Annotated in this window: 19 protein-coding genes; 11 read left to right on the top strand and 8 right to left on the bottom strand. The window is 66.0% G+C overall.

The features are described 5' to 3' along the window. Positions 1-13: 13 nt before the first annotated feature. On the top strand, positions 14-892 hold the full coding sequence (locus NNY25_RS00240) for a hypothetical protein (RefSeq protein WP_265569352.1): 879 nt from the start codon (positions 14-16) through the stop codon (positions 890-892). Between the two features lie 66 nt (positions 893-958). On the opposite strand, the gene ykgO is transcribed toward NNY25_RS00240, so the two are convergent. Both ykgO and NNY25_RS00230 read right to left on the bottom strand, forming a co-directional pair. After that, complete coding sequence (gene ykgO / locus NNY25_RS00235) at positions 959-1,084, bottom strand: type B 50S ribosomal protein L36 (RefSeq protein ID WP_265569351.1); 126 nt, start codon at positions 1,082-1,084, stop codon at positions 959-961. A gap of 108 nt (positions 1,085-1,192) precedes the next feature. Further along, the gene (locus NNY25_RS00230) at positions 1,193-2,851 is read right to left on the bottom strand and encodes a M20/M25/M40 family metallo-hydrolase (RefSeq protein ID WP_265569350.1); all 1,659 of its coding nucleotides are present in this window, start codon (positions 2,849-2,851) and stop codon (positions 1,193-1,195) included. Between the two features lie 191 nt (positions 2,852-3,042). On the opposite strand from NNY25_RS00230, the gene NNY25_RS00225 reads away from it, so the two are divergent. Continuing rightward, positions 3,043-4,185, top strand: coding sequence for a M14 family metallopeptidase (locus tag NNY25_RS00225; RefSeq protein WP_265569349.1), 1,143 nt, complete (start codon positions 3,043-3,045; stop codon positions 4,183-4,185). An 8-nt stretch (positions 4,186-4,193) separates the two neighbouring features. Then, a complete protein-coding gene (gene gpmA, locus NNY25_RS00220) occupies positions 4,194-4,880 on the top strand; it encodes a 2,3-diphosphoglycerate-dependent phosphoglycerate mutase (RefSeq protein ID WP_265569348.1) in 687 nt (228 codons plus the stop codon). Here the strand turns inward: gpmA and NNY25_RS00215 are convergent. Further along, positions 4,877-5,422, bottom strand: coding sequence for a GGDEF domain-containing protein (locus tag NNY25_RS00215; protein ID WP_265569347.1), 546 nt, complete (start codon positions 5,420-5,422; stop codon positions 4,877-4,879). The two genes, gpmA and NNY25_RS00215, sit on opposite strands and share 4 nt — an antisense overlap. 143 nt (positions 5,423-5,565) lie before the next feature. Between NNY25_RS00215 and purE the strand changes: the two genes are divergently transcribed. Together purE and NNY25_RS00205 are read left to right on the top strand one after the other, a co-directional pair. Next, entirely contained in the window at positions 5,566-6,045 is a 480-nt protein-coding gene (gene purE / locus NNY25_RS00210; RefSeq protein ID WP_265569346.1) for a 5-(carboxyamino)imidazole ribonucleotide mutase, read from the top strand. Continuing rightward, the gene (locus NNY25_RS00205; protein ID WP_265569345.1) at positions 6,042-7,100 is read left to right on the top strand and encodes a 5-(carboxyamino)imidazole ribonucleotide synthase; all 1,059 of its coding nucleotides are present in this window, start codon (positions 6,042-6,044) and stop codon (positions 7,098-7,100) included. Before purE ends, NNY25_RS00205 begins: the two co-directional genes overlap by 4 nt. A 117-nt stretch (positions 7,101-7,217) precedes the next feature. Here the strand turns inward: NNY25_RS00205 and NNY25_RS00200 are convergent, their stop codons facing one another. After that, the gene (locus tag NNY25_RS00200) at positions 7,218-7,982 is read right to left on the bottom strand and encodes a DUF1206 domain-containing protein (protein ID WP_265569344.1); all 765 of its coding nucleotides are present in this window, start codon (positions 7,980-7,982) and stop codon (positions 7,218-7,220) included. Between the two features lie 142 nt (positions 7,983-8,124). On the opposite strand from NNY25_RS00200, the gene lepA reads away from it, so the two are divergent. Further along, positions 8,125-9,948: a translation elongation factor 4 gene (lepA, locus tag NNY25_RS00195; protein WP_265569343.1), complete on the top strand. Its 1,824-nt coding sequence runs from the start codon at positions 8,125-8,127 to the stop codon at positions 9,946-9,948. 164 nt (positions 9,949-10,112) lie between these two features. On the opposite strand, the gene NNY25_RS00190 is transcribed toward lepA, so the two are convergent. Next, complete coding sequence (locus NNY25_RS00190; protein ID WP_265569342.1) at positions 10,113-12,086, bottom strand: ATP-binding protein; 1,974 nt, start codon at positions 12,084-12,086, stop codon at positions 10,113-10,115. Between the two features lie 273 nt (positions 12,087-12,359). After that, positions 12,360-13,277: a hypothetical protein gene (locus NNY25_RS00185; protein WP_265569341.1), complete on the bottom strand. Its 918-nt coding sequence runs from the start codon at positions 13,275-13,277 to the stop codon at positions 12,360-12,362. 105 nt (positions 13,278-13,382) lie between these two features. On the opposite strand from NNY25_RS00185, the gene NNY25_RS00180 reads away from it, so the two are divergent. From NNY25_RS00180 to NNY25_RS00165, 4 genes are all read left to right on the top strand, one after another. Beyond that, positions 13,383-14,786, top strand: a complete 1,404-nt coding sequence (locus NNY25_RS00180) for a sulfatase-like hydrolase/transferase (RefSeq protein ID WP_265569340.1) — start codon at positions 13,383-13,385, stop codon at positions 14,784-14,786. Beyond that, the gene (locus tag NNY25_RS00175; RefSeq protein WP_265569339.1) at positions 14,783-16,387 is read left to right on the top strand and encodes a hypothetical protein; all 1,605 of its coding nucleotides are present in this window, start codon (positions 14,783-14,785) and stop codon (positions 16,385-16,387) included. Before NNY25_RS00180 ends, NNY25_RS00175 begins: the two co-directional genes overlap by 4 nt. Before the next feature lie 70 nt (positions 16,388-16,457). Beyond that, positions 16,458-16,700 carry a hypothetical protein gene (locus NNY25_RS00170; RefSeq protein WP_265569338.1) on the top strand — a complete coding sequence of 81 codons (243 nt, stop codon included), beginning with the start codon at positions 16,458-16,460 and terminating at the stop codon, positions 16,698-16,700. A 10-nt stretch (positions 16,701-16,710) separates the two neighbouring features. Continuing rightward, positions 16,711-18,102, top strand: a complete 1,392-nt coding sequence (locus tag NNY25_RS00165; protein WP_265569337.1) for a class I SAM-dependent methyltransferase — start codon at positions 16,711-16,713, stop codon at positions 18,100-18,102. Here NNY25_RS00165 and NNY25_RS00160 read toward each other — a convergent pair. Beyond that, on the bottom strand, positions 18,099-18,887 hold the full coding sequence (locus NNY25_RS00160) for a cyclase family protein (RefSeq protein ID WP_265569336.1): 789 nt from the start codon (positions 18,885-18,887) through the stop codon (positions 18,099-18,101). The two genes, NNY25_RS00165 and NNY25_RS00160, sit on opposite strands and share 4 nt — an antisense overlap. Positions 18,888-19,014: 127 nt before the next feature. Here NNY25_RS00160 and NNY25_RS00155 point away from each other — a divergent pair, with 127 nt between their 5' ends. Then, the gene (locus tag NNY25_RS00155) at positions 19,015-21,378 is read left to right on the top strand and encodes a PAS domain-containing protein (RefSeq protein ID WP_265569335.1); all 2,364 of its coding nucleotides are present in this window, start codon (positions 19,015-19,017) and stop codon (positions 21,376-21,378) included. Positions 21,379-21,382: 4 nt separating this feature from the next. On the opposite strand, the gene NNY25_RS00150 is transcribed toward NNY25_RS00155, so the two are convergent. Beyond that, positions 21,383-23,365 (bottom strand): TIR domain-containing protein, encoded by a 1,983-nt coding sequence (locus NNY25_RS00150; protein WP_265569334.1) that lies wholly within the window; start codon positions 23,363-23,365, stop codon positions 21,383-21,385. Positions 23,366-23,414: the final 49 nt, after the last annotated feature.

The following is a 23,414-nucleotide window of genomic DNA, read 5'->3' as shown; positions in this document are numbered from 1 at the left end:
GCAAGGAAGATGGATGCCGCTGACCCGCGCCTTCGGCCTCGTGATCGACAGCGACCTTGCGCTTCCCGAGCTGCCGCCGGGCGAAGGCCAGCCCGATGTCGTGGTGCGCACGAAGCGCGCATCGGCGCTGGCGCGGCCCGATTTCTACAACGTCGCGCGCGAAGGCGATACGCTGGTCGCCGAACTCGATGGCATTCGCTTCGAAGTCGAGGGCGGCGAGGCAGTGACCATCCATGCGCCGCCGGGCCGCGCGGGAGACGAGATCCGCGCCTGGCTGCTCGGCACTGTGTCGGCGGCACTGATCGTCCAGCGCGGCAGGTTGCCGCTTCATGCCAATGCGGTCGCGCTCGATGGCGGGGCGGCGGCCTTCGTCGGGCCGAGCGGGGCCGGCAAGTCGACCTTGGCCGCGATGCTGGCGGCGCGGGGGCACGATATCCTGTGCGACGATATCTGTGCGATCGACCCGGCAGGCCCCGCGGTCCATCGCGGTATTCCGAGGGTGAAATTGTGGGACGCGGCGGTCGACGCGCTGGGCGTCGATCGCGGAACCCTCGAACCGGTGGTCGCGGGCGAGGGCAAGTGGCAGATGCCGCTGGCGAAGGGCGAGGCGATGCGTCCGCCGCCGCCCTTGCAATTGAAGCGCATCTACCTGCTCGAGGTCGGGGAAGCGCGGATCGAGAAGGTCACGGGCGCCGAGGCCGCACGGCTGGTGCTCGACAATGCCTATCGCTGGGAGGTCGCCAACCAGTGGCATGGCGGCGACGCGTGGATCTTCGAACGCTGCCTCGATCTCGCGCGGCAGGCAGACGTCTACCGATTCGCACGCCCGCTCGATTTCGCGCGCTCCGGGGAGGCGCTCGACCTTCTCGAGGCGCACCTCGCACGCGGATGACGGGCACGAAAAAGGCGCGCCCTCGAAAGGACGCGCCCGTTTCACGCAACCGTGTGCCCGGGGCTGTTAGCCCTGGCGCGCCTTAAAGCGACGGTTGGTCTTGTTGATCACGTAAACGCGACCGCGGCGACGGATGACCCGGCAATCGCGGTGGCGCGACTTGAGCGACTTGAGAGAATTACGAACTTTCATGGCCGGAGCACCTTGCCTCGGAAAAAATGGGTTTCAAATGTCGGGGTTACCGAATCCGGCGCTCAACTAGGAAGAGGGCGCGCCAAAGTCAAGTCGCCACGCCTCGCGTCACGGCCTTTTCGCGCGCGCGGCGCCCGGGGCGAGCATCTCGCTCATCGGGCTGTCGGCGTACCAGAGGGGGCGACCGTTCGCATCGGCCAGCATGTTCGCGATTCGGTAGTTGATCGTCGCGAAGCGCGCCAGCATGTCCCATTTGATGGGCAGCGACAGGTCGTCGCACTGCTTGTGGTAGCAGCGCGAGAAGAAGTCGGCCCAGATTTCCTGACCGCCATTGCCGTAGCCGGTGAAAAGCAGCGTGGCGGGGATCCCCTTGCGCGCGAACTGGTAATGATCCGAGCGCGTAAAGATCGACTGCTCGGGCATCGGGTCGGGTGACAGGCTCACGCCCAGCGTCCCCGCCGCGGCGGCGATCGTCTCGGACAGCGTGTTGTGCTCCGTCCCGAACGCGACGATGTCGCCGAAATCGTAGAGCGGCACCGGCATGTCGGAACTGATCACGCCGATAATGTCCTCGACCGGCACGGTGGGATTGTCCGCGAAATAGCCCGCGCCGAGCAGGCCCTTTTCCTCCGCGGTGACCGCCATGAACAGCATCGAGCGCTGCTGCGGCCCTTCGCCTTCGACGAACATCCGCGCCGCCTCGAGCATCCCCGCGACGCCCGCCGCATTGTCGAGCGCGCCGTTGTAGACCTTGTCCTTCGTCTCCTTGTCGCCGAGACGCCCGTAACCGCCGTGCCCGTGGTCGCCCTCGCTGGTGCCGAGATGGTCGAGGTGGGCGACGATCGCGACATGCTCGTCGGCGAGGGCGGGATCGGTTCCGGGAAGACGCGCGACGACGTTCGGGCTGGTGAAGTCGTCCCAGGTGCTGACCGCGTGCGCCTTGAGCGTACCGGGCAGGGCGAAGCGGGGCAGTTGCGCCGCGTCGCCGCGCGCGAGGTCGTACAGCTTGTCGAGCGACACGTCGCTTCCCTCGAAGAGCGTTTCGGCTCCCTCGGGCGAGATCGAGACGCGCAGCTTGAGCCCGTCGGCGAGCGCGCCGGTGCTGCCGTCGGGCGAGATCCAGCTCGACGAGGGGTAGGTTTCGCCCATCTCGTAGAATCGGCGCGCGCGGTCGGCGGCCGAGGTCGAGACCGCGATGTAGCCGATCGCCCCGTGCGCCGCGGCCATGTCGCTGCGCGACTTGTCGAGGTGCGACTTGATGTCGGCGGGAAGCCCGGGAGGCGCCCCCTCCAGCACCACGACGATCTTGCCCTTCACGTCGAGCCCTTCATAGTCGTCGATCCCGAGCGAGGGCGCATCGAGCCCGTAGCCCGCGAAGACCAGCTCGCCTTCCATCGTGACGTCCGTGGCGCTGAGGCTCGGGCGCGGGCGCAGGAGGTTCGCGGGTAGCGTGCGCGCCTTGCCGCCGCGGGTCAGGACGACCGACGACTGCTCGGGGACGAGCGTCGCCGCGCGCAGCGTCACCTGCTGGAAATAGGTCCCCTCGTCACCCGCCGGTTCGAGCCCGAGCGCCTTGAACCGCGACGCGACGTAGAGCGCCGCGATCTCGTGTCCACGGGTCCCCGCCTCGCGGCCTTCGAGCAGGTCGTTGGCGAGGAACTCGACGTCGGCGCGCACGCGGTCGATAGACGCGACATCGGGCTCGGCGGCGAGCAGCGGGGTGGCGGACAGCGCCAGCGCGCACCCGGCAGTCAGGCGAAATTTCATGGGTCAGGGGTACTCCGAAAAGGGCGACAGGGACGCCCGTCTTGTATCGCCCTCGTCAATAATGCGAAGCCAGACCGAAGGACAGGGGGTTCGACGAGCGGGCTCGGGGCGTCGACCGGGGGGTTTCCACTTGCAGCGCCCGCGACTATCAGGACGCCACACACGACAATGCACACAGGGTTCCAGGTTCCATGAGCATCACCATTTCCAGCGCGTTCGACGCCGGCAACATCCGTCTCGTCTCGATCCAGGGAGACGAAGTCGAACTGGAAATCGTCAAGGATCACAAGTCGGACTTCCACCAGTGGTTCTACTTCCGCCTCGCCGGCGCCCAGGGCCGCGACGTGACGCTGAAGATCACCAATGCGGGGTCGGCCGCCTATCCCGACGGCTGGCCCGGCTATCGCGCGCTGATGACAGTCGACCGCGAGGAATGGGTACGCGTCGATGCGACGAGCTACGAGGACGGCGTTCTCACCATCCGCCTCGTGCCCGAGACGGACAGCATCTACCTTGCCTATTTCGTGCCCTACTCGATGGAGCGGCATCACGACCTCGTGGCCACTGTCGCCTCGCTGCCGGGTGTCGAATATCGCAGCCTCGGCAAGACCCTCGACGGGCAGGACATGGACTGCCTCACCATCGGCGAAGGCCCGCTCACCGTGTGGCTCTATGCCCGCCAGCATCCTGGCGAGAGCATGGCCGAGTGGTGGATGGAAGGCGCGCTCGAAAAGCTCACCGATCCCGACGATCCGGTGAGCCGCGCGCTGCGCCGCGACTGCACCTTCCACGTCATGCCCAACATGAACCCGGACGGCTCGCGCCGCGGGCACCTTCGGACCAACGCGGCGGGGGTCAACCTCAACCGCGTATGGCACGAGCCCAACGAGACCGAGTGCCCGGAAGTCCTCTACGTGCGTAATCGCATGGACGAAACCGGCGTCGATTTCGCGATGGACGTGCACGGCGACGAGGCAATCCCGGCCAACTTCCTTGCGGGCTTCGAGGGTATTCCCTCGTGGAACGAGGCGCAGGCTGCCCTGTTCGACAAGTTCGGCGAGACGCTCGAGGCGCTCTCGCCCGATTTCCAGACCGAGAAGGGCTACGAGATCGCCAAGCCGGGCGAGGCGAACCTTTCCATGTCGACCACCCAGGTCGCCGAGCGTTACGGCGCGATCGCGATGACGCTGGAAATGCCCTTCAAGGACAATGAGGACCTGCCCGACCCGATCTACGGCTGGTCGACCGAGCGCTGCAAGTATCTCGCCTACAGCTGCATGGACGCGCTCCACGCGCTGGTCCCCGACCTCCAGGCCCGCAAGAAGAAGGGCTGAACTACGCGATGCCGACCCTCGTCCTCGTCCGCCATGGCCAGTCGCAGTGGAACCTCGAGAACCGTTTCACCGGCTGGTGGGACGTCGACCTGACGGACAAGGGGATCGCCGAGGCGCGCTCGGCGGGCGCGGCATTGAAGGCGGCGGGCCACGAGTTCGACCGCTGTTTCACCTCGCTCCAGACGCGCGCGATCCGCACGCTCCACCTGATGCTCCATGAAATGGGTTCGCTGTGGCTGCCCGTGACCAAGGACTGGCACCTCAACGAGCGGCACTATGGCGGGCTGACCGGGCTCGACAAGCAGCAGATGATCGACAAGGTCGGGGCCGAACAGGTCAAGATCTGGCGCCGTTCGTTCGACACGCCGCCGCCGCCGCTCGAGAAGGGCAGCGAGTTCGATCTCTCGTCCGACCGCCGCTATGCCGGGGTCGACGTGCCTTCCACCGAGAGCCTCAAGGACACGATCGCGCGGGTCCTGCCGTTCTTCGAAGCGGAAATCGCGCCGGCGCTCCGGCGGGGCGAGCGGGTGATCGTCTCGGCGCACGGCAACAGCCTGCGCGCCCTCGTCAAGCACCTCTCGAACATCGGCGACGACGACATCGTCAACTTCGAGATCCCGACCGGCAAGCCGATCGTCTACAAGCTGGATGACGAGTTGAACGCGCTCGGTCGCGCCTACCTGGGCGAGGGCTAGGCCGCCCGCTTCTTCGCGTACATCGCCGCGTCGGCGCGCGCGAGCGCCTCGTTGGGACGGTCGCCCTTCTCGATCGGCGCGATGCCGATCGCGACCGACAGCGGCACCGGCTGACCCTCGTGGATCAACCCGTCGCCCGCAATTTCGTCGACCAGCCGCTGCGCGCTCGCGCACGCGTCCTCGGCATCGACATGGGTCAGAAGGACAACGAATTCGTCGCCGCCGAGCCGCGCTACCGTGTCGCCCGGACGCGTCCCCTCGACCAGTCGCCGGGCGACGTGGATCAGCGCGGCATCGCCTGCACCGTGGCCGAATCCGTCATTGATCATCTTGAGATTGTCGACGTCGACGTAGAGCAGCGCCGCGCCAACGCCATGCCGCTCGTTGGCGGCGATCGCCGCTTCGAGCGCGCGATCGAGGCCGCGCCGGTTGGGAAGGTCGACCAGACTGTCCGAATGGGCGAGATGATCGAGTTCGGCGACGCGGGTTTCGAGCCGCGCCACTTCCTGCCTGAGCCGCGCGATCTCCTCTTCGAGCTCCACGCGCTCCCCCCTCATTGTCTCGTCGCTCACGAATCACGGCATACCGCAAATTGAACGGCTGAGAAACATGGCAGCATGGCTTCAAGTTGCGTGGGCCCCCCGCTTTCGCCTACACGGCCCGTTCAACAGGCGAGGGGAATTTCATGGCCGCGAAGGTCGGGATCATTATGGGCAGCCAGTCGGACTGGGAAACGATGCGCCATGCCGCCGACGCGCTCGACGCGCTGGGCGTCGCGCATGAAGTGAAGATCGTGTCCGCGCACCGGACGCCCGACCGGCTGTTTTCCTATGCCGAGGAGGCGAAGGGACGCGGGCTCCACGTCATCATCGCGGGTGCAGGCGGCGCGGCGCACCTGCCGGGCATGGTCGCTTCGAAAACTCCGCTGCCGGTGCTCGGCGTGCCGGTCCGGTCCAAGGCGTTGAACGGCCTCGACAGCCTCCTGTCGATCGCGCAGATGCCCGGCGGCATTCCCGTCGGAACACTGGCCATCGGCGAGGCGGGCGCGAAGAATGCGGGGCTGCTCGCGGCCGCGATCCTCGCCACCACCGACGACGCGCTCGCGGCGCGGCTCGACGTGTGGCGTGCCGCCCAGACCGACAGCGTCGCGGAGACCCCGCGATGAGCCTCGCGCCAGGCTCGACGATCGGCATCGTCGGCGGCGGCCAGCTCGGACGCATGCTGTGCCAGGCGGCGAGCCAGCTTGGCTATCGCACGCACGTCTACGCGCCCGACCCGGCGCCGCCCGCGTCCGCGGTGGCGTCGATGTACGTATGCGCGGCCTACGACAATCACGATGCGCTCGCCGCGTTCGCGGCCGAATGCGACGTCGTCACCTACGAATTCGAGAATTTGCCGGTCGGCCCGCTCGAAGCGATGGGAGACAAGATGCGGCCCACGACCCGCTCGCTTGCCATCGCGCAGGACCGCGCGCACGAGAAGAGCTTCGTCGAGGAGCAGGGCGGGCGCGTCGCCGGTTGGCGCCAGATCGACAGCGTCGCGGACCTCGCCGACGCGGTCGAGGCGCTGGGGCTCCCGCTCGTGATCAAGAGCCGACGGCTGGGCTATGACGGCAAAGGCCAGGCCTGGCTGCGCGATGTCGACCATCTCGAGGATGCCTGGGATGCGATCGGGCGCGAACCGGCGATCGCCGAGCAGGCGATCGACTTCCAGGCGGAGTTCTCGGTGCTCGTGGCGCGCACCGCGAACGACGAGCTCAAGGTCTGGAACTGTCCGCGCAACATCCATGACGGCGGCATCCTGCGGCGCTCCGAAGTGCCGGCCGGCAAGCCGATCGACGAACAGGCGGCAGCCGCGGTGGACCTCGCCTGCGACCTTGCCTCAGCGATGGGGCATGTCGGGGTGATGGCCGTCGAATTCTTCGCGACGGCGGAAGGGCCGCTGGTCAACGAGATCGCGCCGCGCGTCCACAATAGCGGGCACTGGACGATCGAGGGATCGGTCACGAGCCAGTTCGAACAGCATATCCGCTGCATCGCGGGCCTGCCGCTCGGCGATACCTCGCTCGCCGCGCCGCGCGTGACGATGGACAACCTCATCGGCAATGACGTCGAGCGGTGGGAGGAATTGCTCGCAGAGCCCGGCGCGCATCTGCACCTCTACGGCAAGCGCGAAGCACGGGCCGGACGCAAGATGGGGCACGTCACCCGGCTTGGATGACGCGCCCCAACGCGTGACGAACGGTTGTTCCCCCGTTGGCCGCCGGGTGCGGTTATGAGCGGGCCGTCGCTCTGACGCGTCGGCTTCGACGAACGGTCGGGAAGCGCCGACGAACGGTCAGTGGCCGGGCCTGACATCTTCGTCGGGGACCGTCCGGTATTTCGCCTCGACCAGGCTGAACAGGCCGAACAGGATGAGGCCGACGCACAGCGCGGTGTAGAGCAGCCCGGTATCGCGCATGGTATCCAGCGTCTCGCCAAGGCCCTTCACTTCCTCGCCGCTGCCGAGCCCACCTTGGAAAACGTACCAGCCGGTCACCAGCAAGGTGATTCCCCGCGCGACATAGCCGCCGAGGCCCGCCCACTCGACACCGGGCGGCGTGCTGCCGACGAGCTTGCTCATATACTCCTTGGTCGCGGCTTTCTTGATTTGGAACGCGCCGGCAACGAGGAGGCCGAGGCCGAGACCGATAATGAGGAAATCGCCGCCCGCCTGGCTGACTGCCTCTGCCGCTTCCTCCTTGGACGTGCCGCCACCGTCGCTGCCGAACAGTTGCTTGAGCGCCAGGTAGGCCAGGATCCAGTAGCTCAGCCCGCCGACCGCAATGAAGGCGCGCTTGGCCTTGCCGGTCGCATCGTCGTCGTGATTTTCGAGATTCTTGGCCGCGTCATAGAGCTTGAACAGGCCGTAGCCGAACGCACCGACGGCAATGATCGCGAGGAGAAGCGTTCCCGAGGTCATGGTCTCGACGGTCTCGAACAGGTCCGACCCGCTTTTCGCCCGTGGCGACGTCAGCGCGACATAGCCGACGAGAATGAAGATCAGGCCGCGCGCGACATATCCGAGCCGGGCCCAGGTTCCCAGTTGCGTGGCCTTGGACATGCGCTGCTCCTTTTCCCTGTTCGCCTAGAGACGGGCGAAGTGAGCGGCTGGTTCCGGTAAATGGCTGACAGTGCGCGCGTTCCCTGCTAGCGGGCGGCTCGAACGCCCCGGTCGTGTGGGCGATATGTCCAATGTTGGCGAAATGAGCACCAAACTTTCTCGAATCCGGAATTTCTCGATTATCGCCCATATCGACCACGGGAAGTCGACGCTGGCGGACCGCTTGATCCAGACCACGGGCGGCCTGACCGCGCGCGAGATGCGCGAGCAGGTGCTCGACAACATGGACATCGAGAAGGAGCGCGGGATCACCATCAAGTCGCAGACGGTGCGGCTGAACTGGGTCGCTCAGGATGGGGAGACTTACGAGCTCAACTTGATGGATACGCCGGGTCACGTCGACTTCGCGTACGAGGTCTCGCGTTCGCTCGCAGCTTGCGAGGGCGCGCTGCTGGTGGTGGACGCGGCGCAGGGGGTCGAGGCGCAGACGCTCGCGAACGTCTACCAGTCGATCGAGCACGACCACGAGATCGTGCCGGTGATCAACAAGATCGACCTGCCCTCGGCCGACCCCGACAAGGTCAAGCTGGAGATCGAGGAAGTGATCGGGCTCGACGCGGAAAGCGCGGTCGAGGCGAGCGCGAAGTCGGGGATCGGCATCGAGGACATCCTCCAGGCGATCGTCGACCGCATCCCGCCTCCCAAGGGCGACCGCGACGCGCCCCTGAAGGCCATGCTCGTCGACAGCTGGTACGACCCCTATCTGGGCGTCGTCATCCTGGTGCGTGTCCAGGACGGCGTCCTCAAGAAGGGCCAGCAGATCAAGTTCATGAACGCGGGCACGCAGCACCTCGTCGACCGCGTCGGCTGCTTCACCCCCAAGCGCGTGGAGCTTTCCGAGCTGGGCCCGGGCGAAATCGGCTTCATCACCGCGCAGATCAAGGAAGTCAGCCAGACCGCGGTCGGCGACACGATCACCACGGTGAAGAACCCGACCGCAACCCCGCTGCCGGGCTTCAAGGAAGTCCAGCCGGTCGTGTTCTGCGGCCTGTTCCCGGTCGACGCCGCGGACTTCGAGAAATTGCGCGACAGCCTCTACAAATTGCGGCTCAACGACGCCTCGTTCAGCTTCGAGATGGAAACGTCGGCGGCCCTGGGCTTCGGCTTCCGCTGCGGCTTCCTCGGCCTGTTGCACCTCGAGATCATCCAGGAGCGGCTGACCCGCGAATACGACCTCGACCTCATCACCACCGCGCCGAGCGTGGTCTACCGGATGGACCTCGCGCACACCAAGACGGACGACGCGAAGGTGATCGAGCTGCACAACCCCGCGGACATGCCAGACGTCAACCGCATCAACTTCATCGAGGAGCCGTGGATCAAGGCGACGATCTACACCCCCGACGAGTATCTCGGCGGCATCCTCAAGCTGTGCCAGGATCGGCGCGGGGTGCAGAAAGAACTGACCTATGTCGGCGGGCGCGCGCAGGTGGTGTACGAGCTGCCCTTGAACGAAGTGGTGTTCGATTTCTACGACCGGCTGAAGTCGATTTCGAAGGGCTATGCGAGCTTCGATTACGAGCAGATCGGCTATCGCGAGGGCGACCTCGTCAAGATGAGCATCCTGGTCAACGAGGAGCCGGTCGACGCGCTCTCGATGATCGTCCACCGCGGCACCGCCGAGGAACGCGGGCGCGGCATGTGCGAGCGGCTGAAAGAGCTGATCCCGAGGCACCTCTTCAAGATCCCAATCCAGGCGGCGATCGGCGGCAAGATCATCGCGCGCGAAACGATCAGCGCGATGCGCAAGGACGTGACGGCCAAGTGCTACGGCGGCGACGCGACGCGCAAGCGCAAGCTTCTGGAGAAGCAGAAGAAGGGCAAGGCCAAGATGCGCGAGTACGGGAACGTCTCGATCCCGCAGGAGGCGTTTATCGCCGCCCTGAAGATGGGTGATGAGAGCTAAGGCGCGCCGAGGCTAGCGAAGCGATTGCGCCAGCAATCGTGAGTTAGTCCTAAGAGCGCGCCCCAGCCGGCCGGCGGATCGGGCGCTAGTCGCCCGAACCCGTTCGACGACGGCAGGCCGCCCTGCCGTCTACTACTTTTTGGAAAATCCCGACTGATGGTGTGCTAATCTTTGTACTTGGTTTTCTGCCGAGCTTCTTCGTCGGCGGGATTTTGAATGAACCGCAAAAGATCGCTCAAGATGCAGACCTCGAAAGCTAAAGTTTGTGATCCGCTGGCGTAGGCCTGATGAGTGGCCGCGTAAACCTGCCTGCCTGACCCCTCGTCGCCGACAAGTAGAGAGTTCAGAAAAAACTTCTCACTGAATTGCTTGGTGGCCTGCCAGCAAACTACCAGATTTATGTGGTTAGCGAACTTAACTTCATTGGCGAATTCACGTACCAAAGCATCAAGGTCGTATTTGTACTCTAGGACCCGCGGTTCTGAATTGTGGGGGAAACCGTAACTGCTGTTTACACCCAACGGATTTGTCGATTTCGAATATCGAAATGTCTCGTCTGCGTAGTCGAGGATGTAAAGCGAGTCATATCGGTCGCTCTGCGATGTAGCCAAAAAGTCTATGCCCTTAATTACTCCAAGACCAATCAGCTGGTGATACAGGGCAATCACATCCTGTTCTTGCTGCGGTTCTGATAGCAGCGTTACTCTTCCAGACGCGGTCTTTAAGGAGAGAGGAGACTTGTCCCGTAAAATTTCTTGTGACTTTTTCCACTCGTGCAGCTCCTTGTCGGGAGTTACAATTGTGGCGCCGGTATCTGGTTTGAGATGTTGCAGATATCTCTTGAACACCGTCACACACCGCACCGCCAGAATTTCGGCAAGCTCTTTCAGTTCTGGCTGGAAAACTTTCCGTCCCATGTCGGGGCTGCCGTCGGTAAAATGCACGATGACGTGAGAGTTTGCCTGATAGCCAATCGTGCTCGTGAGTGGGATGATTGAGAGATCGCCTTGAACCATGAAATCCGACGCCATTTGAAGGCCCCCATGGATTACACGAACACCTGGCCTCAGTTTCAAAGTCTGTTCGTTGAACTCATTCCAGAGCTTTGCAGACCGAAAAAAGGAAGCGTAAACGACTACATTGTGTCGTTCGATAAGACTACGGTGTTCGTCAGTTAGACTCGATGATGCAAAAGCGCCTTCTGGATCCAATATAGCTTGCTTTGGATAGATTTCCCACAACGCGTCAAGTCGCTTAAGTTCGGCCGGCAAGCGGGAGAACTTTTCTTCGGAACTACCTTGAATCTTTGAAAGTCCGGCTTCAATGTCTTTAACCGTTGCGACCTTGTCCGCAACAGGCATCTCATGAGGGTAATAGTATTCAGGCTTCGTGACATCTTTCTTTGAAGTGTCGCCATTGGCATCACGAACCTGAATATGGACCTCTGGGGAGAATGCGTCCGTGTGTAAGTAGACGCCACCGAGCGGTGTCTTAATTCGAAGTAAATCCAGCCACTGTTCGGCGGTTCGAGCTCCGATCCAGTCTAGCTTTCCGGGTTTTTCTCCGGCTATGCCAGTGATCAGAATTTCGACACTCGTACCATCTTCGTCGTTCCCCAATTCCGGGACGTTGAATTTCTCTTCTTCAAATACTGGCCGAGGAATACTGTCACTCTGATCTTGCGCCCATTGACGACCTTGCCGCATGATAGCCGCGACTTCAATTCCTTCGTTTCGAGTATGCACACGAAGAAACGAGAAGCCGTATGCCAGGAAAGTCGCGCCGACGCCTTTCTGGCCGCGACAATCTTTTGGGCGCTTAAAACTCACATTCGGTTTAAGGAAGTATTTGAACTCATCGGAGGAAAGTCCGGTGCCGTTGTCTACAACGCGGATTTTCCCAGCTTCGATATCTATGTAAATCCAAACTTTCGGCGTGAAAGAATCTCCTAAGTCGCGGAATTTATTCTCAGTCGCATCAAGTGCGTTCTGTATTAATTCCGAGAAGCCATCGTAATATCCAGTATACGACTTTAGGATGTTATTGATAATCCTCTTATTCGCTTCAGCGATTAACTTTTCGCTCTCCTCGTTTGAGAATGAAAGTGGATCTAGTCCGTCAATGCCGATTGATGTCATAATGATGCCCCTTCTCCCGATTTCTTATGTCGAGAGAGCAAGTGGTGGCAACCTGCTTTATGAAGATGTCGCCCAAGATTGCTTTTAGCCTACAATTTTCCTCGCTAGAGGTCCTTAATCCAAACCCCATCCGGCCTTGGTCGGCAGGGCGGCCTGCCTTCCCGTCGGACGGGTTCGCTAGCGCGACCCGCTGGCCGAGCTTTCGCGACTCTCGGACCAAGGGCGCTCCGCTGCGCTCGCCACCCTTGGCCTCGGCGCTCCAGCGCTACAGCGCTACAGCCGCTTCAACCAAACCCCGCCGGGCCCGCATACGAACCCCCGCTCCACCAGCTCCTCCGCGCTGCAGTCGCGATAGTCCTTGGGCGAGCGCTCGCCGGTGATCTGGGCGGCCTGGGCCTGTTCGATCGCCACCGCCGGATGGTCGGGGGCGGGGAGGGCCCTGGGTTCCCGCACCTGCTGCGTCTGCCGCTTCGCGTCCGGCTCCCCGTCCACCGTCACCTCTGCGTTCGCCAGCGCGACGACCATGTCGGGGGTGCGCAGGCTCGCCGTGGCGGGGGGCGGGGTGTTGCCCGCGGCGACCTCGTCCCAGTCGACGCGGCCGCATAACGTCTCCCACGCGGCGCGGCTGGCCGGGTCGTCGGCGATCCCCTCGAGGAACAGGCGGCGCGCGGCGGCGAGGCGCTGGGCGATGACGCGGCGGGCGTCGGCGAGCTGCTCGCGGCGGTCCTCGGCGTCGGGCTCGTCCCACCCCGCGCCCCCATTCGCGTCCTCGACCCGGCGGTCGTAGCTGATCGCGTCGACGACGTCCGCGTCGTGCGCGGCGCGTTCGCGATGGCCCGCGGCCAGCTCGCGCATCTTGCCGGCGAGGCCCGCCGCGAGCCGCTCGTCATAAAGGTCGAGCGCATTGTCCCACGCCTCGGCGAACCCCCGGCCGCCGGGCGTCTTGCGCAACCGCTGGGCGCCGTTGGCAAAGCGGCCGATGACCCGCGCGGCGGGCTTGACGTTGCCGAGCGTGGCGAGCGCGGCGATGAAGGCGCGCTGGTGGGCGGGGGTCCAGTTGTTGACGTGGCGGCGCACCGGGACCGGCTCGAAGTCGAGAAGGCCGGCAAGCTCGGCGAAGAGCGGGTCGCCGGCATAGCCCTCGGCGCGGCACTGGTCGCACAGGACCGGGATGGGGGGTTGGTTCTTCATGATCGACGCGAGTAACCTATCTGGTACGCAGTAGGAAAATGGTTTGTGGGCGGCGCGGCGCGGGCGGGGATTGCGCAGGGGCGCGAGGGGTTCCATGACAGATCGATGACAGGGTGGGATCCCGATCGCTCGCCGGTGGGCACGCGCTTTGCGTGGGTGCTGGCGGCGAACGCGATGGTGCTGCTGGGGCATTTCGCGACCTTCCTGCGCTATCGCGACTATCCGATGTGGCGAGCGGAGAGCCTGATCGTGGCGGGGCTGCTGGTGGCGTCGGCGGCGGCGGTGGCGTGGTTCTATGCGCGCGGGCCTCGGATGCTGCGGCTGGCGTGGGTGCTGCTGCTGGGGATCGCGATCGTCGACTTCGCCCAGCCCGAGAACGGCTGGTGGCTGCTGCTGGCGCTGGTCGCGGTGGCGGTGCACGAGAAGTTTGGGCTGGCGCTGTTCAAGTTCGCGACCGTGATGTTCGCGAGCGTGCTGCTGTTCGCGCTGGCGGGCTGGTCGGCGACGACGCGGCCGATGGAGAGCGCGGGCGCGATGAAGGCGGGCGACCGCTCACAGCGCGCGATCGTCCACTTCATCCTCGACGAGCAGGCGGGGCCCGACGGGCTCGCGCTGCTCGAGCCGAGCGCACCGGGGATCGCGCAGAAACTCGCGCCGTGGCGGGCGATGGGGTTCGCGATCGCGCCGCATCCGCGCAGCGACTATTCGCGGACCAAGGAGAGCATTCCGCAGCTGATGCGGCTGGGCGCGGCGCGCGACCTGACCGAGACGATGGCGGCGCCGGGGCGCAGCGTGCGGGTCGTGCAGTCGACCTTCTTCGATCTTTGCGCCGAGGCGCGGGCGGTCGACCGGTGCGACACGTACGGGTTCGACCGGCTCGACCTGGTGGCGGGGATGGAGGCGCCGCTGGGACACCGCGCGGCGTTCCTCGGCGGGAGCTTCCTCAAGCTGGCGCATAGCGGGCGCTGGGTGACGGGGCTGGTGCGCGACGGGCCGGCCTGGCCGGGGGCGCTGGCGCCCTATCGCGACCTCGTCACGCGGCCGCGCGCGAACACCGTCAACGCGAAGCGGGCGGCGGGCTGGCTCGAGGAAGAGCTGGCGCGGCTGCAGCCAGGCGAGGCGTGGGTGGTGCACCTGCTGCTGCCGCATTTTCCCTATGCGCTGCGCGAGGACTGCACGACGCGGCCGATCGCGCAGTGGCTGTCGGAGGACAGCGCGGTGCCGATCGAAATGCGCGCGCGCGCCTATTCGGCGCAGCTCGAGTGCACCAACCGCGTGATGGCGCGGCTGGTCGCGGCGATCGAGGCCAGCCCGGCGGGCCGCGACACGGTAATCCTCGCCTATGGCGATCACGGGGCGCGGATCCGCGGCGACCACAAGAGCCTTGCCGAACAGGAAGTGTCGATGCGCGCGCCGCTGGTCGCGGTGCGCGGGGTGGCGCTGCCCGAGGGCGAGAACCTCGCCGAGCTGGTCGCGGCCGCGACCGCCGAAGCGAGCGCACCGCGTTGAGCGAGGGCAAGACGACGGCGGCCGAGCGGGACGAGGGCCTGTTCCGGCTCGCCCTGAGCGCGGCGGTGGCCGGCTCGCTGGCGAGCCTTCTCAACCTGCTTCTCTATCACCGCTACCCGCTGCTGACGCCCGAAGTCGCGATGGTCACTTGCGTGCTGCTGGCGGCAAGCCTTGCCTTCGCGGCGGTCACCTCGAAGGTCCGCTTCGCTGTCCAGGCGCTGCTGGCGGGACTGCTCGTCTTCCTTCTCGCCGACTGGGCGGCGGACGAGTGGAAAGTGGCCGCAGCGATCGGCGTGGTGGCGGCCATCGCCTATTTCAGGATGGGCAAGGGCCTGTTCCGTTTCCTGGCCACCGCGGCGGTGGTGATCGGGCTGACCAGCCTGTTCGGCCTTACCGAGCGGCGCGATCCCGCGACCGTGACGACGCGCAAGGTCCCCGCCCCCGATCTCGCACGGCCGCTGATCGTGCACATCATCCTCGACGAGCAGGAGGGGCTGCGCGGGATGGCGGCGATGGACGGCGCGCCGGGACTGGCACACGAGGTCGACCGGCGGCTGCGCGGGGCCGGGTTCACGACCTTCGCCAACGCGCACGTGCGCTATCACCTGTCGGTCAACTCGATGCCCTCGATGCTCAATTTCGGGTTGCCCGACAGCGGACACGGAGACAGCCCGGACGGCGGCGCGACCGGCCCGGCGCGCTACCTGGCCCGCCTGTCCGACCAGGGATATCCGGTCCACTTCGTCCAGAGCAGCTACATCGACTTCTGCAGCGACAATCCGGTGGCGAGCTGCCGCACCTACTGGCGCGACGACCTCGCCGGGCTGCGCGAGGTCGACCTCGACGCGACGAGCCGTGCGCGCGCAATCCTCGTCAGCATCGGCCGCTCGATGCGCTCGGTGCTCTACACGGCCGCGCTCTGGGACGTCTATGCGGTGGGCAGATGGAAGCTGGTCGACGCCTCGCACCGCATCCAGCTGGTCAATCGCGGCGACGCCGGCGCGATCAACTCGCTGCTCGAGCTTCAACGGCTGCAGGCGCGGATCGAGGCCGAAGGACGTCCCGGCGAGGCCTATGTCGCCCACCTGCTGCTGCCCCATTTCCCGTTTGCACTCGGTCGGGATTGCCGCGTCCTCCCGTTCGGCGAGTGGCGGATCAGCTGGAAGCGCCATGCGGTGGCCGAACGCCAGCGCGCCTATGGCGAGCAAGTGCGCTGTGTCATGACGCAGATCGAACGCCTGTACGCCGCCGCCCGCCGCGTCGCGGGCGACGATGTGGTCATGATCGTCCACGGCGATCACGGGTCGCGGATCGGGCGTCGCCTGCCCAGCGGAGGCGTTCGCCGTGCCAGCGAGCAGGAGAAACTGCACAACTTCTCGACCCTGTTCGCGGTCGCGCTGCCCGGTCAGGAGCCCGCGCGGCGCGAGGAAATCGTGGCGGTCGAAACACTGCTCGACCGCCTGTCGGCGACGCGGTTCGCCTCGCTGGAGGTGGTCGAGAGCGAGACGGGCGCGACGATAGAGGACAAGCGGGCCAACGGCGCGCGCCTCGACGCGACGTCGCTCGATTGGACACTGGAAGGGACGGCCGCTTCCGAGTAAGCTCTCCGCGATGCCCGAGTTTCGGAGCAGCGTGAAGGGCGGGGGCCCGCACAGCAGGGGACGGTTCACGATGAAGTTTGCGCGTTATTTGGCCGCCGTGGCGATCCTGGGGAGCGTGGCAAGCCCGGCGTTCGCCTATCTCGACGGGGCAACGGCCAGCATCGTCCTTCAGGCGATCATCGGATTCTTCGCGGCCTGGGGCCTCTATTCGCGCCGCGCGATCGGCTGGGTGAAGGGCCTGTTCGGGATCAAGCAGCCCGAACTCGAGATCGACGAGAGCGTCGAGGCCGAACCCGACACCAAGGCCGAATAGGATCTCGCCGATGAGCGAAGGGGGACGTGTCGCCGGGTCCTTTCGTGACCGGGCAGGACAGGTGCACCTCGTCGACGGGCGCGTGCTGCGCTCGGTCGCCGCGGGCAAGGCGGCAAAGGCCTACGAGGAGGCGCGCGACGCAGGGCTGTATGCGCGGCTGGTCAAGAAGGGGTTGCTGGTCGGGCTCGAGGAGGTCGAGGCACCTTCCGGCCTGGCGGACGACGGCGTCGCTTACTGGCTCGAACATCCCCGCCTGCCGTTTATCTCGCATCCTTACGAATGGCCGTTCGCGCTGTGGAAGAAGGCAGCGCTGACCCAGCTGCGCGTCCACCTCGAGGCGCTCAAGGACGGCTTCACCCTGTCCGATGCGACCGCCTACAATATCCAGTTCGACGGGGTGCGCCCGCTGTTCATCGACCATCTCTCGATCCAGCCCTACCGCGAGGGCGAGGCATGGATCGGGCACTACCAGTTCGTGTCGCAATTCCTCGGGCCGCTGCTGATGTGGGTCAAGCTCGGGGTCGCGCCCAACCACTGGATGCGCGGCAACCTCGAAGGCATCGCGCCCGAGGACCTGGCGAAGCTGCTGCCGTGGAAGTCGAAGCTGTCGCCAACCGTGCTGGCGCACGTCGTCGGGCTCGCCTCGCTTCAGAAGCGGCGAATGGCGACCAGCCACGAAGAGGCGCGCGAAGCGAGGAAGGACGCCAGGCTCCCCAAGGCGCGTTTCGTCGCCATCCTCGAAGGGCTCAAAGCCTATATCGAGGGATTGCAGCCGCCGGGCGGAGAGAGCGTCTGGGGCGATTATGCCGACAATACGAGCTATTCGGGCGAAGAACGGCGGGCCAAGGCCGCCTTCATCGGCAAGCTTGCCGCAGACACCAGGGGCCTGACCTTCGACATCGGGTGCAACAGCGGCGACTATTCCCTCGCGGCGATCGAGGCGGGAGCGGACCGCGTGATCGGGTTCGACTTCGACCATAATGCGCTCAATCTCGCGGTCAGCCGCGCGCAGGCGGGCAAGATCGCTTTCACCCCGCTGTGGCTCGATGCCGCCAATCCCTCGCCCGACCAGGGCTGGGCCCAGCGCGAGCGCGAAGGGTTCGCCAGGCGCGTGCGCGGGGACGCGATGGTGGCGCTTGCGGTCGTCCACCACATCGCCATCGGCCGCAACGTGCCGCTCGACGAAGTGGTCGGCTGGCTCATGGACATGGCGCCCGCTGGCATCATCGAGTTTCCCGACAAGGAAGACGCGATGGTGAAGACGCTGCTGGCGATGCGCGAGGATATTTTCGACGACTATACGGAAAGCGATTTCCGCAAGGCGGTCGAAAAGCGCGGGAAGATCGTCGACGAGCTACGGCTGGTCGGCGGGCACCGGCTGCTGGTGCGCTACCAGCGCTAGCGCGGCACGAAGGCGATGATCCGCAAGGGGGCACCGCTCCCTTCGGCGATCTTGGCGGGGAGCGCGACGATGGTGGCGCCGCGCGCGGGCAGCGCGCTCATGTCGCCGACATTCTCGAAGCCCGGGATGCCCGCCGCGGAGAGGATGCGGTGGGCGATGAAATCCTTCGACTGGCCGTAATCGAGGCTGGGCGTGTCGAGGCCGATGGCGGCGACGCCACGCGTGACGAGAAGATGCGCGACGTCTTCGGAAAGGCCTGGAAAGTGGAGCTTGGCGACCGCCGCCTCGCCCCGCTCGGCAGTGCCGAGATATCGTACCGCGTCAGGCCACAGCGACGCGCGGCCCGTGTCGAACAGGACGATGGTGCCGGGGTGGAGCCGGCCATGCTTCTTCTCCCAGCGCGCGATGTCGGCGGTCGAGAAGCGATAGTCGGGATCGCGACTGGCCTCGCGCACGTCGATCACGGCGGCCGGCCCGACCAGCCTTTCGAGCGGGACCCGGTCGGCGGTGATGCCGCCTTCGTGGAAGTGGATCGGCGCGTCCATATGGGTGCCGCCATGCTCCGACGTCTCGACATTGTAGGCGCTGTAATACCAGCCGCCGGGCGTGCGTCCGACGGAGACCGGTTCGTGGCGGAACGGGTCGGCGGTCGGCCAGAACAGCGTGTCGTCGCCAAGGCTGTGGGTGAGGTCGACCCAGCGGCCAGCGGCGAACGGGTCGGCGGGTGGGCCCGACGCGCAGGCGGCAAGGGTCAGCGAAGCGGCGAGGATGGCGGCGCGGTGCATGGCGATACTCCTGACGGGTCGAGTCGATCCTAGCAGGAAGCGCCCCGAATCCCGATTCGCTATGTCGGCTTCCCGACTTATCCACAGAGGTCGTGACAAATCCGGTGAATCGAGTCTTAATGTGGTCATGGCTAGCTGGGGGGACCGCGAGTCGCCGAGTGGAATCGGTGAGGCCATCAGGCCGGCGGCGCCGGGGGACGAGACGCCTTCCGCGCACGACCTCGATTCACCGCCCGACTTCTCCCTGCTCCTGTCGGTCGCCGACGCGCTGCCCGTGATGGTCGCCTATTGCGACACGAACGAGCGCTACCGCTTCGTCAACAAGCCGATCGCCGACTGGTTCGAGCGCGAGCGCGGCGACATCCTCGGCAAGAGCGTACGCGAGGTGATGGGCGAGCAGGCCTATGCGGCGCGCGGGCACCACCTGCAGGCGGCACTTGCGGGCGAGAAGCAGTGGTTCGCGGCCGAGTTCGAACATCCCACGCGCGGCATGTTGACGACCCAGGCGCGTTACACGCCGCACCTCGAGAATGGGGCGGTGGTGGGCGTCGTGATGGTCGTCCAGGACATTACCGAGCAGCGCGCCGCCGAACAGGCGCTACGCGAGAGCGAGGCGCGCTTCCGCCGGATCGCCGACAGCGCGCCGATCCCGATCTGGGTGAGCCGCCGCGACGGGACGTGCGATTTTATCAACGAGGCTTTTGCGGACATGTTCGGCCTGTCGCCCGAAGAGGCGCGGGCGGCAGGCTGGCATGACCAGATTTCGGACGAGGACCGCGAGGACGTGCGCGCGCTGGTGTCGGCGGCGAGCAACGAAGCCAGTCCTTACGACTTCGTCGCGCGGTTCGAGGTGGCCGGCGGCGAGACGCGATGGCTGCAGGTCGACGCGCGGCCGCGGATCGACGCGGAAGGGCGGCTGGTCGGCTATATCGGGGTCGCCAACGACGTGACCGTCGCGCGGCGCGACGAGCAGCGGCTGCGCGCCTATGCCGCCGACAGCGACCTTCGCCTGCGCGCCATCTTCAATTCGGTCCAGACGGTGATCGTGCTGATGGACGAGAAGGGCACCGTGCTGGAGACCAACGCGCGCCACACCGACTGGCGCCCGCACGGCGACGAGGGCGAGATCGGCAAGCCGATCTGGGAAACCCCGACGATGGACGCCTATCCCGACCATGTCGCCGAACTCAAGCGGCTGGTGGCGCGCGCAGCGAGCGGCGAGACGGTGTCGCACGACGTGACGCTCGAAGCGCCCGGACGGCCGGTGAGCCATCTCTCCACGACCATCCAGCCTGTTCACGACGAGGACGGCAAGCTGCATTACCTGCTGCTGGAATCGCGCGACGTGACCCAGCTGAGGCAGGCGCAGGACCAGCTGCGGCAGGCGCAGAAGATGGAAGCGCTGGGCCAGCTGACAGGCGGCATCGCGCACGATTTCAACAACCTCCTGACGGTGGTCGTGGGCGGGCTCGACATGATCGCCAAGCGGATCGAGGACGAGAAGCTGCTGCGCTACGCGACCAATGCGCTGGCCGCGGCGGAGCGCGGGGCGCGGCTGACGGGGCAGTTGCTCGCCTTCAGCCGGGTCCAGCGGCTCGAGGTTCGCCCGACTGACATCGGTGATCTCGTCGAGGAGATGCGTCCGCTGCTGCGCAACGTGCTGGGACCGGGCATCGAGAAGGAATACGACCTCCAGAATGCGGTGCCGTGGGTGATGGCTGATCCGACGCAGCTCGAGGTGGCGCTGCTCAACGTCGCGATCAACGCGCGCGACGCGATGCCCGAGGGCGGCACGCTGACCATCGCCATGAAGACCCGGAACATCGAGGACGATCCGGTGCTCGAGGATGGCGACTATGTCGAGCTGTCGGTGACCGACACCGGGCACGGGATGGACGAGGACGTGCTCGCGCGCGTGTTCGAGCCCTTCTTCACCACCAAGGAGGTCGGCAAGGGCACCGGGCTCGGCCTGTCGATGGTCTACGGGATGGCGCGCCAGTCGGGCGGCACCGCGCGGGTCGAGAGCCGGCCGGGCGAGGGCACGGTGGTGCGTCTCTATTTCCGCTGCGTCGAGGGACGCCACGGGCGCGACGACGAGCGCTCCGACATCAAGCAGCGCGCCGCGCCGAGCGACGGGCGCAGCGTGCTCGTCATCGACGACGACGAGGTGGTGCGCGCCTTCATCGTCGAGAGCCTCAAGGATTACGGCTTCTCGGTCCGCGAGGCCGTGTCGGGGCGTGACGGGCTCGACGCGTTTGCCGAGGCGCGGCCCGACATGGTGATCCTCGATTATATCATGCCCGGCATGTCGGGCGCCGAGGTGGCCGACGCGATCCTCGAGATGCGGCCCGAGCAGCCGATCCTGTTCGTGTCCGGGTACAGCGAGACCGATGCGATCCGCGCCGCCGCGCCCCACGCGGGTTTCCTGCCCAAGCCGTTCAAGGCGGAGACACTGGTCGAGGCGATCCGCGCCGTGTGCAGCGGCTGCTGAGCGCCTAGCCCTTCTTGCGTTTCGCGATCTTCGCCTGCAGGCCGAGCGGGTCGTAGGGCGGCCACTGCAAGCCGCCTTGCTTCAGCTGGCGCTTGAGGTTGGGCGTGGCGTCGAGGTCGAACGGCGCGCCGCACAAACAGTCGGATCCCAGCAGCACCAGCAGGAAGGGGCCGCTGGGCCGCGCATCCACTTCGGCCGCGACGCGGTTGGCGGTTTCGCGGTCGCCCGTCAGCGCGGCGACCCAGATTTTCGTGTAGACGTTGCCGCCTTCGGCAAAAGGCGGGATCGGCCGATCCTCGCCCGTAAAAGCATTGAGCATGGCGACGGTCGGCGGCTTGCGGAAATCCTCCTGATCGATTCGACCGGCCGCAACGCGGGCATCGGAGACGCGGTCTTGCATCAGCAGCGCGACGACGCGGTGAAACTCGATGACCGGTCCGGCGCCCCGAAGGTCGGCGTCGCGATCGAGTGCCACGAGCGCCTTGGCCCCGTCGCCCTTGGCGAGCCAGTATTTGCCAATGTCGTACCAGGTGCCGGAATCGAGAACCGCGCATTTTTCCTTGCGCAGGAACGTGTCGCCATATTCGTCCACGCGTCCGTAGGGGAGCGTCAGGTTGGGCGCCCACGAGGCTGGCGGGCAATCGAGCGCCTTGATCTGCTGGAGCTGGCGCTGGAGCCCGCTCCAATCGTCGCTTGTCGCCACGGCTACGAGTTGGGCGAGCGGCGCATGGCCGTCGGGATGCGCGCTTTCTGCCTGATTGGCGAGTTCGCGAATGCGGCGCTGTGCATCTGCGGCGGTCGGATCGCCGGGCCGGGAGGGAAACCCTTGGGCATAGCCAAGCACGACATGGCCCCAATGGTCGATCGCCGCGAGCGGGGCCTGCCACAAATTGGGCGCAAGATCGAAGGCGCGCGCGTAATGGACGTTGGCTTCCTCGAGATCCTCGTAGGTTCCGTCGGCATGCGCACGCTCGAAAATCTCGTTGCCCTTGGCGAGTTCGATATAGGCTTCCGGATTCTTGGCGCCGACCGCTTCCATCTGCGCCCGCTTGTCGCCGTCGAGGAGGACGTCCAGTGCGCCGGCGACCTTCTCGGCGATGTCGGCTTGCACCGAAAGCGCGTCGGCGACACTGCTGTCATAGGTGTCGGCCCACATGGTCGTGCCGTCCCTGGCATCGATCAACTGGGCGGAGACGCGCACTTTTTCGCCGCTGCGCCGGATCGATCCGGTGACGAGATAGGCGGCATTGAGCTGCGCGGCGATTTCGGCGGGCGGCACGTCCTTGCCGCGGAAGAAGGCGGTCGAGCTGGACGCCGCGGTGATCAGCTCGGGCAGGGTCGCGAGGCGATTGGTGAGTTCTTCGGTCAGGCCTTCGGCGAAGTAGGCGTCGTCGTCGCCATTCGACAGCGCGCGGAAGGGAAGGACCGCGATCACGGGACGGTCGTTCGACGCCTCGACGCGGCTCGCGGTGCCGCCGCCGATCATCATGTAGGCGGTGGCGGCCACGGCGACCAGGATGAGGAGGATCGCGGGCACCAGCCAGCGCGGGCGACCGCCGGCTGCAGCGACGCGCTCGGGCTGGACGGCCTGGCCATTGCCGAGACCGCGCTTGGCGAGCGCGCTCTCGAGCCGCTCGAGCGCGCCGGGACGCTCGGGCCAGTGGGAGAAATCGATCGCCTGCACCTGACGGAAGCCCAGCGGCGGCGGGTTGCCGTCGAGCGATATCGGCACGAGGCTGTGGGCGTCGCGGGCGTAACTGGCCTCGTCGCGCACCCAGTGGCTGTCTGCGGCGGCCGGCGACCAGCACACGACGACCGCCTTGGCCTCGGTCAGGGCCTTTTCGATATCCTTGGAAAATTCGTCGCCCCCATCGAGCTGGCGATCCCACCAGACGCTATGGCCGGCGGCCTCGAGCGCGGTCGCGATCTCGGACACGCGGTCGCGGTCCGCACTCGAATAGGAAAGGAAGATATCCGCCAACGCCATGACCCCCTTGCTTGATGGAGGTTGTGTCACGGCTAGGCGCGCTTGTCAC

It is taken from the genome of Sphingomicrobium nitratireducens, from assembly GCF_026157035.1.
GTDB classification, from domain to species: Bacteria; Pseudomonadota; Alphaproteobacteria; order Sphingomonadales; family Sphingomonadaceae; genus Sphingomicrobium; species Sphingomicrobium nitratireducens.
This window is presented reverse-complemented; position numbering and strand designations above follow the sequence as displayed.

Bases quoted from the DNA above. Each gene is read 5' to 3' on its own strand.
- NNY25_RS00240 (WP_265569352.1), top strand. From the start codon at position 14: ATGCCGCTGACCCGCGCCTTCGGCCTCGTGATCGACAGCGACCTTGCG.
- ykgO (WP_265569351.1), bottom strand. From the start codon at position 1,084: ATGAAAGTTCGTAATTCTCTCAAGTCGCTCAAGTCGCGCCACCGCGAT.
- NNY25_RS00230 (WP_265569350.1), bottom strand. From the start codon at position 2,851: ATGAAATTTCGCCTGACTGCCGGGTGCGCGCTGGCGCTGTCCGCCACC.
- NNY25_RS00225 (WP_265569349.1), top strand. From the start codon at position 3,043: ATGAGCATCACCATTTCCAGCGCGTTCGACGCCGGCAACATCCGTCTC.
- gpmA (WP_265569348.1), top strand. From the start codon at position 4,194: ATGCCGACCCTCGTCCTCGTCCGCCATGGCCAGTCGCAGTGGAACCTC.
- purE (WP_265569346.1), top strand. From the start codon at position 5,566: ATGGCCGCGAAGGTCGGGATCATTATGGGCAGCCAGTCGGACTGGGAA.
- NNY25_RS00205 (WP_265569345.1), top strand. From the start codon at position 6,042: ATGAGCCTCGCGCCAGGCTCGACGATCGGCATCGTCGGCGGCGGCCAG.
- NNY25_RS00200 (WP_265569344.1), bottom strand. From the start codon at position 7,982: ATGTCCAAGGCCACGCAACTGGGAACCTGGGCCCGGCTCGGATATGTC.
- lepA (WP_265569343.1), top strand. From the start codon at position 8,125: ATGAGCACCAAACTTTCTCGAATCCGGAATTTCTCGATTATCGCCCAT.
- NNY25_RS00190 (WP_265569342.1), bottom strand. From the start codon at position 12,086: ATGACATCAATCGGCATTGACGGACTAGATCCACTTTCATTCTCAAAC.
- NNY25_RS00185 (WP_265569341.1), bottom strand. From the start codon at position 13,277: ATGAAGAACCAACCCCCCATCCCGGTCCTGTGCGACCAGTGCCGCGCC.
- NNY25_RS00180 (WP_265569340.1), top strand. From the start codon at position 13,383: ATGACAGGGTGGGATCCCGATCGCTCGCCGGTGGGCACGCGCTTTGCG.
- NNY25_RS00170 (WP_265569338.1), top strand. From the start codon at position 16,458: ATGAAGTTTGCGCGTTATTTGGCCGCCGTGGCGATCCTGGGGAGCGTG.
- NNY25_RS00165 (WP_265569337.1), top strand. From the start codon at position 16,711: ATGAGCGAAGGGGGACGTGTCGCCGGGTCCTTTCGTGACCGGGCAGGA.
- NNY25_RS00160 (WP_265569336.1), bottom strand. From the start codon at position 18,887: ATGCACCGCGCCGCCATCCTCGCCGCTTCGCTGACCCTTGCCGCCTGC.
- NNY25_RS00155 (WP_265569335.1), top strand. From the start codon at position 19,015: ATGGCTAGCTGGGGGGACCGCGAGTCGCCGAGTGGAATCGGTGAGGCC.
- NNY25_RS00150 (WP_265569334.1), bottom strand. From the start codon at position 23,365: ATGGCGTTGGCGGATATCTTCCTTTCCTATTCGAGTGCGGACCGCGAC.